Origin of the sequence: Streptomyces sp. NPDC056160 (assembly GCF_042268205.1) — a bacterium.
Lineage (GTDB): Bacteria > Actinomycetota > Actinomycetes > Streptomycetales > Streptomycetaceae > Streptomyces.
Window position 1 is genome coordinate 25,678 of record NZ_JBHJUW010000036.1, and the last position, 12,029, is coordinate 37,706.

The 12,029-nt window shown below is 72.6% G+C and carries 10 protein-coding genes; 6 read left to right on the top strand and 4 right to left on the bottom strand.

The features are described 5' to 3' along the window. Positions 1-537: 537 nt before the first annotated feature. Positions 538-1,038 carry a hypothetical protein gene (locus ACFC02_RS15930; protein ID WP_376356900.1) on the bottom strand — a complete coding sequence of 167 codons (501 nt, stop codon included), beginning with the start codon at positions 1,036-1,038 and terminating at the stop codon, positions 538-540. A 658-nt stretch (positions 1,039-1,696) separates the two neighbouring features. Here ACFC02_RS15930 and ACFC02_RS15935 point away from each other — a divergent pair. Further along, a complete protein-coding gene (locus ACFC02_RS15935; RefSeq protein WP_376356902.1) occupies positions 1,697-2,725 on the top strand; it encodes a 6-phosphofructokinase in 1,029 nt (342 codons plus the stop codon). Between the two features lie 16 nt (positions 2,726-2,741). On the opposite strand, the gene ACFC02_RS15940 is transcribed toward ACFC02_RS15935, so the two are convergent. The 3 genes from ACFC02_RS15940 to ACFC02_RS15950 form a co-directional block, all read right to left on the bottom strand. Then, a complete protein-coding gene (locus tag ACFC02_RS15940) occupies positions 2,742-3,602 on the bottom strand; it encodes a universal stress protein (protein WP_376356904.1) in 861 nt (286 codons plus the stop codon). Between the two features lie 560 nt (positions 3,603-4,162). Then, a complete protein-coding gene (locus ACFC02_RS15945) occupies positions 4,163-6,541 on the bottom strand; it encodes a glycoside hydrolase family 65 protein (protein ID WP_376356972.1) in 2,379 nt (792 codons plus the stop codon). Positions 6,542-6,554: 13 nt separating this feature from the next. Next, on the bottom strand, positions 6,555-7,430 hold the full coding sequence (locus ACFC02_RS15950) for a universal stress protein (RefSeq protein WP_376356906.1): 876 nt from the start codon (positions 7,428-7,430) through the stop codon (positions 6,555-6,557). Positions 7,431-7,798: 368 nt separating this feature from the next. Between ACFC02_RS15950 and ACFC02_RS15955 the strand changes: the two genes are divergently transcribed. The 5 genes from ACFC02_RS15955 to ACFC02_RS15975 all read left to right on the top strand — a co-directional run bounded on the left by ACFC02_RS15955 (position 7,799) and on the right by ACFC02_RS15975 (position 11,882). Continuing rightward, positions 7,799-8,137, top strand: a complete 339-nt coding sequence (locus tag ACFC02_RS15955; RefSeq protein ID WP_376356908.1) for an STAS domain-containing protein — start codon at positions 7,799-7,801, stop codon at positions 8,135-8,137. 123 nt (positions 8,138-8,260) lie between these two features. Further along, complete coding sequence (locus ACFC02_RS15960) at positions 8,261-8,833, top strand: hypothetical protein (protein ID WP_376356910.1); 573 nt, start codon at positions 8,261-8,263, stop codon at positions 8,831-8,833. A gap of 63 nt (positions 8,834-8,896) precedes the next feature. Further along, complete coding sequence (locus tag ACFC02_RS15965) at positions 8,897-10,240, top strand: phosphoribosyltransferase family protein (protein WP_376356912.1); 1,344 nt, start codon at positions 8,897-8,899, stop codon at positions 10,238-10,240. Between the two features lie 264 nt (positions 10,241-10,504). Further along, positions 10,505-11,392 (top strand): nitroreductase, encoded by an 888-nt coding sequence (locus ACFC02_RS15970; RefSeq protein WP_376356914.1) that lies wholly within the window; start codon positions 10,505-10,507, stop codon positions 11,390-11,392. Between the two features lie 232 nt (positions 11,393-11,624). After that, complete coding sequence (locus ACFC02_RS15975) at positions 11,625-11,882, top strand: DUF1876 domain-containing protein (protein WP_376356916.1); 258 nt, start codon at positions 11,625-11,627, stop codon at positions 11,880-11,882. The last annotated feature ends 147 nt before the right edge of the window (positions 11,883-12,029 follow it).

Below are 12,029 nucleotides of genomic sequence, written 5' to 3' on the forward strand. Positions count from 1 at the left end.
GGCCATGCCCTCGTGCGGAGCGCGCAGCCGATTGCGTGCTTCCTCGCGACCTGAGGCGAACCGTCAAGGCCCGTCGTGTCGGCGCGCGGCATGGTCTCCACCTCCTGTTGCAGGTGCGGAACCTCCTGTTGCTGGTACGGACGGGCACCGGCGGTCCGCGTCCCACCGCCCCTCTCACCGTCCTACGACCGGTTCCGGCCCAGCAGGGGCCGAACGGCCCAAAGGCAGTCCGAGCGTCCTGTGTCCGCCCGGCAGGAGCGTTGCCCGTCCGCGGCCGCACCACCGGACAGGGACCGGAACAACCACGCCGGACCGCGCAAAGTGCCCGCAAGACGGTTGTGCACTTCGGCCACGCCGTCGAGGCAGTCGGCTGAACCGCCACCCGGTCCCGCGACGTAGTCCCGGACACGGCCCGACCGTGCATGCTGACACCGGCGACGGCATACGACACACGCGATCGCCCGCGTCGAATCAAGGGATTCGCCGAGGCAGGAAAGACGACGTGGGGTCGGCTCGCGATGCTCATGGCGGCTTCGGTCACCGCCGGTCTTCACCGAGCCGGGCCGGCACCCGGCCGTTCCCTTCACGGCTCTCCCGTTCCGCCAGTTCCCAACGTCGGCCCTCGGCCGCCTCGACGATGAGGTGTGCGGCGTCAGGCGGCATGGCCAGGTTCTTCTCGAGCCATTCGGCGCTTGCCCCGTAGGTGTGGGTGGCCAGGACCCAGGCCGCGTAGAGCCGATCGCGGGAGGGCGCGTTCGCCGGATTCAGGGCGGCGCGTGCCGCCTCCTCGGGGAAGCCGTCCAGGGTGTGCGCAGCGAACCAGGACGTGTCCACGGGGACGGCGGTCCGAGCTTGCGACCGCGGCCTGACCGACCGGACAGCCTGTCGCACCCTCGTGCCCACGATCAGGGAGACGAAGGCGACCGTCAGCACGACAGCGGCCACCCCCATACGACTGGTGCCAGGGAGCTTCGTCCAAAAGGGCAGCAGCCAGGCCAGCATCCGACCGTCGTAGGACGCAGAGGACAGGGTTCGCATTCCGGTCTCCATCACTCGCCCGTGCCACCACGTGGGCGTTCGCGTCTGCCCGGTCCGTGCGCCCAAGCCATGAGCGGGCTCGGTGACGGGCATCGGGGAACCGCGCTCACGGGGACCACCACCTCCCAGCTGTCCGCGTGGCCCACCAGGGTTCTTCTGCTGGATCTCCGCGGGAGAGGCGAGCGGCCTTCGGCGCGTGCTCCCGGCGTGCCGGGCGTCGCGCCCCATCGGCAGGGCGCAAGGGCCGCCGGGCACCGGCAGGACCACAAGGTCATCGTGCGCGTTCGAGGCGTACGGCAACAGGGCCGAACGGTCCTGCACCGACTCCGACCGTCCCGGTCCCTGATGCTCTCGACCACCTGCCGCACGTAGCAGCGGCTCGACGGCGGCGAGCGGCCATCGTCGTGGGCGTCCGACCGCCGCCCCCGGGAGGCACCGGCCGGACTTCGGTGGAATCCGTCCCGGGTATCGACGAGGCACCGCATCGTCGAGGGCCGGGGAGAAGGGGCACACCGTGCGCTCCGTCCCGGTCGGGTTCAAGCTGGAGAGGGGTCTCCGTACGGGCACTGGTCCCGTCAAGGCCAGGCCGGTGACGCCTGGGGTCGGAAACCGTGTCACGCCGCTGTGCTGCGACGCGCTGAGGCAAGGGAGAACGATCATGCGGGTGGGTGTGCTGACCGGGGGTGGCGACTGTCCCGGTCTCAATGCGGTGATCCGCAGTGTCGTGCGCAAAGGCACGCAGGAGCACGCCTGGACGTTCGTGGGGATCGCGGACGGATGGGCTGGGGCGGTCAGGGACGTGACGATGCCCTTGGACGTACCGGCCGTGCGCGGGATCCTCCCGCTCGGCGGCACGATCCTCGGTTCCTCCCGCACCAACCCCTTGCGGCTGGATGACGGCATCGACCGCGTCAAGGGCACCCTCAGCGCGCACAGGATCGACGCCCTGGTCGTCATCGGCGGCGAGGACACCCTCAGCGTCGCGACCGTCCTGTCCGACGCGGGAGTCAACCTGGTCGGCGTGCCCAAGACCATCGACAACGACGTGGGCGGCACCGACTACACCTTCGGCTTCAACACCGCCGTCGGCATCGCGACCGAAGCCATCGACCGTCTGCACACCACCGCAGAGTCCCACAAGCGCACACTGGTCGTCGAAGTGATGGGACGCCACTCCGGCTGGATCGCTCTGCACGCCGGTGTCGCTGGGGGTGCGAGTGCCATCCTCATCCCGGAAGTGGAGTTCGATCTCGATCAGGTGTGTGCCTGGGTGGAGAAGCGCTTCGAGATCAACTACGCGCCGATCGTCGTCGTGGCGGAGGGAGCCGTGCCCAAGGCCGGACAGATGGTTGTCAAGGACGAGTCGCGCGACGAATTCGGGCACGTGCGCCTCTCCGGGATCGGTGACTGGCTGGCCCGGCAGGTCGAGCACCGCACCGAGAAGGAGGCCCGCACGACGGTTCTCGGTCACGTCCAGCGTGGGGGCACGCCGAGCGCGTTTGACCGGTGGCTCGCGACACGTTTCGGGCTGCACGCCGTGGACGCGGTCAGGGAAGGTGATTTCGGCACGATGACAGCCCTGCGCGGCACTGACATCACACGTATCCCTCTTGCCGACGCGACGAAGGCGACCAAGCGGGTTCCCCAGGATCTGTACACGGAGTTCGACGTCTTCTTCGGCACCTGAAACCGCTTTGCGGGTGTCACGTGTGCGGGACGATGACCACGGGGCAGCGGGAATGGTGCAGGACGGCGTGGGCCACGGGGCCCAGCCGCCGCTCGGCCGGGCGCGGGCTGGAGTGCCGGCCCAGGACCAGCAGGTCGGCCCGGTGCGAGGAGTGCATCAGGGCGTAGGCCGGGTGGAGGAGTACGACATCGGGAAAGACCGGGACTGCCGGGTACCTGTCCTGCCGGCTCCGGAGCACGTCGGACAGTTGTTGGACCTCGTGGTCCTCCCATGCCGCCCGGTCTTCTTCGGGCACTGCGGCCGCCGTCCACGAGGCATGGCCGGGCAGCTCCCAAGCGTGCACGGCCCGCAAGCGGGCCCCGCGCAGCCGGGCGGCGCCGAACGCGAACTCCAGGGGTGGATCGGCCGGCTGTCGCACGCTTACGCCCACGGCCACCTCGGCCTCGTGCGCTGCCGCGGCCCGGGGCGGGGGCACGACCGCCACCGCACAGGACGCGGTGCCCGCCACCGCCAGCGCCGTCGATCCCACGACCAGGCCGTCGAAGCCGCCGTCTCCCCGAGCCCCGACGACTAGGAGCTCGGACGTCTCGGAGGCCGCGAGCAACGCGTTCGCGGCTGTATCGGCGACCTGCGCGCCGTGCACCGCCACGCGGGGGTAGCGACTGGTCAGGCATGTCTTCGCACGTTGCAGCAATTCCTCGCCTGTCCGCTGCCATGAGAAGGCAACGGGTTCATAAGCGGGATCACCGGCAAGGGGAAGCGCGGCGTGCACAAGACGAAGTTCGAGGCCGAGCGAAGCTGCCTGCCTTGCGGCCCACTCGGCTGCGACGAGACTTTCTCCGGAGCTGTCGATCCCGGCTACGACGGAGCGCTTCATCCTGTGCTTCTTCCCGGCACCGCCTCGCCCGGCCGGACGAAGCGCTTCCTGTAGTCGACTGAGGTCTCCCTCTACTGACGGCCGTCCTCCATGACCATTGTGGAGGGGCAACTACGGCGGCACCCCCGCAGGCCCGCCGCGGCGCCACGTAAGCAAGGCTCGAACCCGTCCTGCTGGCCGTCACGGCCGCCGCCCTGGCCGCCGGGGGTCCTCTCGCCGCTCGTGGACCCGCCGCGGACGTCGGGGTGCCGACGAGTGCGCGGGTTCCACCGCCTCCTCGCAGGCGGCGGGCGTCGTCCTCACCACCGGCCGTGTGGACCGGCCGGCCGACGCGTCGGTGATCGCCCTGGCATGTGCGTTGATGCGGCAGCAACCGCTCGGTGAGCAGCCGGTGTACCTCTCCCGCCGACTCCAGTGCCTTCTCGCACGGCACGGCCCATGGCCGCGGTCGCCCCGGGGCCGCCGATAGCGGGTTCGAGGGCCGAACAGAGTCGCTCCGTGAGGAGGTCGAGCGGCCGATGCGCCCGCGGCCGCGGCGAGACCGATGCGGTGGAAGGGTCTCACTCGGGGCGGAGCAGGCGGCGCTTCTCGCCCGGCCGGACGCGGACGGACCCCTCTCGTAGGCGGACTTCGATGGGTGAGCGGTCGGAGGGGGGCACGGCGATCTCCAGCCGGTCGTGCTCCAGGCGGAGTCGTACGCCCCAGTGCCCGCGGTAGCGCAGGCGGAACCCGTAGGACGACAGCTCCGGCAACGGCACGGGGTCGAGCCAGATGGCGCCGTCGCGGGTCTCCAGACCGGGCAGCCCGCGCTGGACGAGATCGAGGGTGCCGCCCATGGCTCCCAGATGGACGCCCTCCGCGGTGGTGCCGCCCTGGACGTCGGCGATGTCGCCGCGCAGGGCCTCCTGGACGAACGCCCAGGCCTCGGCGCGGCGGGCCCGGGCCAGAACCCAGCCGTGCACCAGCCCGCTGAGGGTGGACCCGTGACTGGTGCGGGCCAGGTAGTAGTCGACGCAGCGCTGCCACGTCTCCTCGTCGAGGCGGTGGCCCAACCGGCCGAAGAGCTCCTGCAGCTCGGACGGTGAGAACAGGTAGCCCAGCATCAGCACGTCCGCCTGCTTGGACGCCTTGTAGCGGTTGACGGTGTCGCCCTCGGCCTCCAGGATCCGGTCCAGGCGGCGGATGTCGCCGTAGCGGGCGCGGTAGCCGGCCCAGTCGAGTTCCGCCAGCTCGCCGTAGCCCGCGAACTGGCTGAGGACACCGTCGTGGGAGGGCACGTACAGGGTGCGGGACACCTCCTCCCACCGCACCGACTCCTCGCCGTCCACGCCCAGCCGCTCCAGCAGTTCACGGCGGCGCGGCTGGGGCAGGGAGGCCAGGGTCCGAAGGGTGCGGGCGAGCACCCAGGCGGCGGTGACGTTGGTGTAGGTGTTGTCGTCCAGTCCGGCCCGCCCGGTGTCCGGGTATGCGTCGTGGTACTCGTCCGGTCCCACCACCCCTCGGATGCGGTGCCGGCCGAGGTGTGCGTCCCAGTGTGCCGAGTCCGCCCAGAACCGGGCGATCTGCACCAGCATCTCGGCGCCCTGGGTGTGCAGGAAGTCGGTGTCCCCGGAGGCCTCGCAGTACTGCACCACGTTGTAGGCGATCGCCGATCCGACGTGCCGTTGGAGGTGGGAGTGGTCGGGCAGCCACCGTCCCGAGCGGGGGTTGAGGTGCAACCGCTGGGTCTCGTCCCGGCCGTCGCTGCCGCTCTGCCACGGGTACATCGCCCCGCGCAGGCCGACCGCGCGCGCCGCCGCGCAGGCCCGTCCCAGGCGCCGGTGCCGGTACTGCAGCAGGGCGCGCGACACCTCGGGCAGGTGCAGGTTCAGGAACGGCAGGACGAACAACTCGTCCCAGAAGACGTGCCCGCGGTACGCCTCCCCGTGCAGGCCGCGGGCCGGTACACCCACGTCCCGGTCGGCGGTGTGCGGGGAGAGGGTCTGCAGCACGTGGAAGAGGTGGAGGCGCAGGATGCGGCCCGGTTCTCCGGGGACGTCGATGCCGGCCCGGCGCCAGAGCCGGTCCCACGCGGCCCGGTGAGTGGTCAGCAGGTCGTCGAAGTGCGGCGCCGCGAGCACCCGGTCGATCGCGGCGCGCAGCGGATCGCTGATGGCCGGGTCGTGGGAGGTGTGCAGGGCGGCGGTCTTGTCGACGGTCACGGGGCGGCCGGGCGTCAGGCGCAGGGCCAGGTGCTGGATCGCGCGGGGGTGCTCGTGCCGGGTGGTGACGGTGGCGCCGTCGCCGCCGGTCAGACGGGCGGCCAGTCCGACGCGGATGTCGGACGTACGGGTCCGGCAGCGCAGCCACACCGTGCCGGGCACGGCTGTGCCGGTGTGGACGTGGGTGAGGTGACGGCCGTCGAGGTCCCGGTAGCGCGGTACGCCGGCGTTGGTGACTCCCCCGTCGATCACCGCCTCCACCCGTAGCTCCACCGGGCCGCCCTCGGCGGTGAACTCGGTCCGCAGGGCCGCCAGGTGCGGATCGCCCATGTGCACGATCCGCTGCTGGCGCACGGTCAGCATCCGTGCCGCCGCGAGACCGTAACGGGTACGCCGCTCCAGCACGCCCGCGTCCAGGTGGAGGGTCTGCCGGTGATCGAGCACGGGCGCCACGTCCGGGGTGAGCCAGGAGGTGCCGGCCGGGCGGAACCGCAACGGCAGCCAGTTCGGGAGGTTGACCAGATCCTCGTTCTCCACCTGCCGGCCGGCGACGTGGGAGACGAGCCGGTTGTAGCAGCCGGCCACATAGGTGCCCGGGTAGTGGACCTCGTCCGCGTCGCACTCCGGCAGGGCGCCGCGGGTGGCGAAACAGCCGTTGCCGAGGGTGCACAGCGCCTCCCGCAGACGCTCCTGCTCGGGGTCGTAACCGTCGTACTCCCACGTCCCGGCGGTCACCATCGCCACTGGACCCTCACACCCGGTGCGGTACCACCGCGACCGGGCACGGCGCGTGGTGCAGCAGCGCATGGGCCGTCCGGCCCAGCTGGAGCCCGAAGTGCGCGGCCGTGCGCCGCGCCCCCACGACCACCAGATCGGCGGCGGCCGCACGGGCCACGAGCACCCTGTGTGCCGGTCCCTCGACCGTGGCCCCGCGCACGCGAACCGCAGGATGGTCGGTCATCGCCTCGCGCAACAGATCGTCGAGGAGGGCGGCGGCCCCCTCCTCGTCGCGGTGGCCCGTCTCCTCCTGCGCAGGGGGAGATCCACCCGCCTCGTGCAGGGGACGGCGCCAGGCTCGTACGACGTCGAGGACGCAGCCGCGCAGTTCGGCCTCCCTGAACGCGAACCGCACCGCCTCACCCCCTGCCGCGGGTGCACCGGCGCCGAGCAGGATCCGTCCGTGGGTGCCCGACAGACCTGCGATGTCGCCGCGGACCACGACCACCGGACAGTGTGCCCGAGCAGCTACGGCCAGGCTGACGGAGCCCAGGAGCAAACCTTTCAGCTCGCCGCGCCCGCGCGAGCCCGTGACCAGGGCACAGGCGCTGTCGTCTGCCCCGAGGAGGGCCGCGACCGGGTCCTCTGGGAGGATGTTCGCGGAAACCTTCACATCGGGGTTGCGTCGCTGAGCCCGTTCGGTGGCCGCGCCGACCACGTTCTGGGCCATCACCCGGTCCGAAGGCCGCTCCGCGCCCGCCGCGGGGAGAGCGCCCTCGTAGCGCTCCCAGCGGGAGGCGTACACGAGTCGCAGCGGCAGGCCGTGCCGGGCGGCCTCGTCCACCGCCCAGTCGACCGCCGTCAGGCTCGGACCTGATCCGTCCACACCCACCACCAGGGGCAGCTCCATCCCTACCGCCGCCTTCTCCTCGGATTGCCACATCGAGCGGCAAGACGTTCCGCATTCACCGTCGCACCGGGCGTGGTATGACGCGAGGGCGGGCCGGCCCCATTCGGCGCGTTCCGCGGGCCGCTCGGCCCCGGTTCCCACTCGCCCGGCCCCGGCGGTGTTGCGGCCCGTTCGCCCCCGTGGTGTTTCGGGCCCGTGAAGACCCGTCCACACCGTCGGGCCGCCGCCGCTGCGGGTTCTTCGGCCCTGCCGAAAGGGCCATTGGGCCCTTCCGGGGAACGAGCCGGGCCGGATTTGCTCTCCTCATGCCCGAGAATCCCGCCGCCCCGTCGAGGTGTCGCCCCAGGAGCACGGCTACCGGGGCCACAGTGGTGGCACTGAACGGCACCGTCGATTTCGCCGCGCGGCTCTCCCTCGCGCCGCACCTCGACACCCTCACCGCCGTTCCCCGGCCCGACCTCGTTCTCGACCTGCGGTCCATGTCCTTCATCGACTGTGCGGGACTCGGGCTGCTGTGCAGGGTGCGCAACCGTGTGCTGGCGCGTGACGGCCGACTGCGGCTGGTCGCCGACAGCCCGTCGTTCCGCCGGATCCTCACGCGCGCCGGCTTGGGCGGCGTCTTCCAGATCATTGCGGAACCCGACGAGGGACCGACGACCGGGACACGGTCCGGGCAGGATGCGGTGATCTCGGCGACACCGGGCTGATGGACCCCCTCATTTCGCCCAGGGCGAGTCCGGTCGGCCCCCCGAATGCCGCCTGACCGGCCCATGCGGCTCACCCCCTGCCCCTGGCAACTTCGCAGGGGGAGGGAGAGGCGGTGGAGACCGATGAGCGACAGGACGAGGAAGCGGCTGTGGCGGTGGCGCAGCAATCCCCTGCGGCGCCACGACGACATCGTCGAAGCCTGGATCCTCCTGGTGACGTGGGTGTTGATCGTGGCCGGTGGCGCGACCACCGGCACGGTCACGGCGCGAGCCGCGGACCAGGAGTTCGCCCGTCAGCGTGCCGACCGGCATGCCGTCACCGCCGTCCTGCTCACGGACGCCCGGCCGGCCGTCTCGACCGCGAGTGAGAACTACCAGGCGTCCGCGGAAGTCCGCTGGACCGCTCCCGACGGCGCCCCCCGCACCGCACAGGCCCTGGTGGCCGCCGGCCTGCCCGTCGGCACGGCCGTCACCGTCTGGCAGGACGGCCAGAACGCCCTGACCACCGCGCCGCCCGGCGCGGGCGAGGCACGGACCGAAGCCGTCCTCTTCGGCGCATCGGCCGCCGGCGCCTTCGCGGGTCTCGTCTACGGCACGGCCGCCCTGGCCCGGTGGCGCCTCGACGAGCACCGCTACGACCGGTGGGGCGCGGAGTGGGAGACCGTCGGCCCGCGGTGGGACCAGAAGACCGGCTGACGACGACCGGGCGATCGGCGACCTGTCGACGCCGCTTCGTCACCGGACCTCAGGAGGTGGCACATGCGTTACGCGAACCGCGCGGACGCGGGGCGGCGCCTGGCCCCGTACCTCGACCACCTGCGCGACTCGGACGTCGTGGTACTGGGCGTTCCCCGCGGCGGTGTCCGGGTGGCATCCGAAGTGGCCCGGTACCTCGGCGCCCCGCTCGACCTGGCCGTCGTGCGCAAGCTGCGCGTGCCCTGGCAGCCCGAACTGGGGTTCGGCGCCCTCGGCGAGCACGGTGTCCGCGTCGTCGACCCGGACATCGTCCGGGAGAGCGGTCTGAGCACCGCCGAGCAGGAGTCCCTGGAGCGGCTCGAGCGCGCCGAACTGGAACGGCGGGTGCACCGCTGGCGTGACGAGCGTACGCCGCTCCCCCTGGCCTCGCGCGGCGCCGTGCTCGTGCACGACGCGGTGGCCACCGGCGCGGCCGCCGAGGCCGCCTGCCGGGTGGCCCGGGCACGCGGCGCGACCCGCGTGGTCCTGGCCGTGCCGGTCGCCCAGGAGGATTCCCTGACGCGTCTGCGGACGGTGGCGGACGAGGTCGTCTGTCCTCAGCCCGTGCACCACATCGGCTCCGTGAGCGCCTGGTACGAGGACTTCGCCCCGGTCACCGACGCGGAGATCTCCGCATCGCTCACCGCGGCCGAAGGGCCGGCCCCCGCTGCGGGGGACGAACTCCCGCCGAAGCGCCCACCGCTCGGCCGGCCGGTGGAGGTGCCGACGAGCAAGGTGCGGATGCCCGCCGTCCTCACGCTCGGGCCCACGGCCCGGGCGGTGGTGATCCTCGCCTCCGCCGGGGGCGGTGGGCTGCGCGGGCCACGCCACGACCCGTGCAGCGACCAAGTCGCCGCAGTTCTGCACCGGGCGGGGCTCGGCACCCTGCTGCTCGATCTGCTCACCGAGGACGAGGCACACACCCTGCACAACGTCTTCGACATCACCCTGCTGGAACGGCGCCTGCACGCCGCCGCGGCCTGGGTCCGCCGGGAGACCGGGCTGCCCGTGAGCTACTGCGCGGCGGACACCAGCGCAGGCGCGGCGCTCGCGGCGGCCGCCGCGGACGACGACATACGCGCCGTCGTCTGCGTCGGCGGCCGCCCCGAACTGGCCGGGCCCGCCGCGCTCGCCCGGGTGGACGCTCCCACGCTGCTCGTCGTCGGCGCACTGGACACACGTCTACTGGGCTGCAACCGCCTGGCAGCGGACTGGATGCACTGCGACCACCGCATCGAGGTGGTACCCGACGCCACCCACCTGTTCGCCGAACCGGGCGCGCTGGACGTCGTCGCGGAACTGACCCGTGACTGGATCACCGCCCGTCTCGCCGAGGCGGACACACAGACGCTACAGGGGGCGCGATGACCACGTTCCGCGGCGAAGGCCGGTGCCGCCCCGGCCCGGCCACGTTCCGTGCAAAGCTTCGCACCGCCCTCGCCGGGGCTGTGCCCGGCCCGGCCGTACCAGTCAGCGGGGAACCGGCAAGCCCCCACTACTTCGGGCCGGGCACCAGCAGCCTGAAGGTGTGACCGCCCGTTCACCTGCGCCACGCACGCGTGGCACCCGAGAAGGGGCCCTCGGCACAGGGGGCCGTGCGGCAGTCGCCGCACGTCGAGAAGGGAGGATCCGGTGACCACGACACTTCTGGGAACGACCGCCGTCCGCGCCTTGGTGGAGGCGGCGGGCGCGGCGCCCTCCCTGCGCAATGCACAGCCCTGGAGATTCGTGTTCCTGCGCGACAGCGCGACCGTACGGCTGTACGCCGACCGCGGCCGCCACCTCCCCCAGGCCGACGCCGAGGAACGCGGCCTCCATCTGGGCTGCGGCGCGGCCTTGTTCAACCTGCGCGTGGCGGCGGCCGCAGCAGGCCGGGACCCCGTCGTCCGGCTGCTGCCCGACGACTGCGACGGGTCACTGCTCGCGGAGGTGCGCCTGACGGACACCGGGCATCGCGACGAGTCCCTCGCCCGGCTCCACCCGGCGGTCGCCCGGCGCAGCACCAGCCGGCGTCCGATCGAAGACGACGAGCTGCCGGCCGCCGTGCGGGGCGCGTTGTGTGACGTGGCCCTGCGCGAAGGAGCCCGGCTGGTGTTCCCGGACGCTCTGTATGTGCGCCTGATCCTGCAACTCGTCCGCGATGTCGAGGGCGGCGCGTCCCCGGAGGCCGGGGTGCCCTCCCGTGAGCGTGACTTCGGCACCGTTCCCGTGCTTCCGGGCAGGAGCCGTGCCCCCTTCGGCGACCGGCCGCGCATCGCGCTGCTGGGTACGGTCCACAACCGGCCCGTGGACTGGCTGACAGCCGGCCAGGCCCTGGAGCACGTCCTGCTGCTCAGCACGCAGCACGGCCTCGTCACGTCCCTCGCGTTCCACCCCTTCGAATGGCCCGGAGCCAGGTGGACCGAGGGTGACCGGTCGTCCGCCATGGAGCACGTGCACATGGTGCTCCACCCCGGGCACGGCCCGCAGGGGACTCCGGCCCCACGGCGGCCGGTTGCCGAGGTGCTGGAGATCATGTGACGGGAATGCCGGTCGCCAGGCTGCGGCCGAAGCGGCGCGCCGCGGTGTCGCCACCGGCTCGGACGTCTGCCCGCTGCTCCGGGCGGCTCCCACGCTGCCCGATCCCGTTCACCTCCTCCCGCCGGCGCTGGGGCTTCCGGCCGTCCGACCGGGACGTTCGGCTCTGGCGGCGGCCACCGGTGCACGCGCACCGTGAGAAGCAGGAGGAGACCTTCCTACGGGAGTGATCACGATGGAAGCCAAGCGTTGGACCGTGCAGATCTACATCACCGAGGACGGCGACGAGACGCAGGCACGCGCCGTGCTCACCACCCGCGACACCTCGTCGGTCACGGGCCGTGGTGCGGCCCGGCGCAATCCGATCGACCGGCCGGTACCGGAGATCGGCGACGAGCTGGCCGCCAGCCGGGCCCTGGAGGACCTCGCCGTCCGGCTGAACGACGTGGCCGCCGACGACATCGTCGGCACGGCGGGTCACGTCCACGCATGACGAGACCGATCCGGACGTCCCCTTCGACGGCCGCGTTCACCGTCGCGGGCCCCGCCCCCCCCCCCGGGGGGCGGCCCCCCCCCCCCCCCGGGGGCCCCGGCGGGGCGGGCCGGGGCCCGCCCCCCAACCCCCAACCCACCCCCCGGC

What these genes read in the sequence shown, in the direction of transcription:
- ACFC02_RS15930 (WP_376356900.1), bottom strand. Translation starts at nt 1,038, where the DNA reads ATGCGAACCCTGTCCTCTGCGTCCTACGACGGTCGGATGCTGGCCTGG.
- ACFC02_RS15935 (WP_376356902.1), top strand. Translation starts at nt 1,697, where the DNA reads ATGCGGGTGGGTGTGCTGACCGGGGGTGGCGACTGTCCCGGTCTCAAT.
- ACFC02_RS15940 (WP_376356904.1), bottom strand. Translation starts at nt 3,602, where the DNA reads ATGAAGCGCTCCGTCGTAGCCGGGATCGACAGCTCCGGAGAAAGTCTC.
- ACFC02_RS15945 (WP_376356972.1), bottom strand. Translation starts at nt 6,541, where the DNA reads ATGGTGACCGCCGGGACGTGGGAGTACGACGGTTACGACCCCGAGCAG.
- ACFC02_RS15950 (WP_376356906.1), bottom strand. Translation starts at nt 7,430, where the DNA reads ATGGAGCTGCCCCTGGTGGTGGGTGTGGACGGATCAGGTCCGAGCCTG.
- ACFC02_RS15960 (WP_376356910.1), top strand. Translation starts at nt 8,261, where the DNA reads ATGAGCGACAGGACGAGGAAGCGGCTGTGGCGGTGGCGCAGCAATCCC.
- ACFC02_RS15965 (WP_376356912.1), top strand. Translation starts at nt 8,897, where the DNA reads ATGCGTTACGCGAACCGCGCGGACGCGGGGCGGCGCCTGGCCCCGTAC.
- ACFC02_RS15975 (WP_376356916.1), top strand. Translation starts at nt 11,625, where the DNA reads ATGGAAGCCAAGCGTTGGACCGTGCAGATCTACATCACCGAGGACGGC.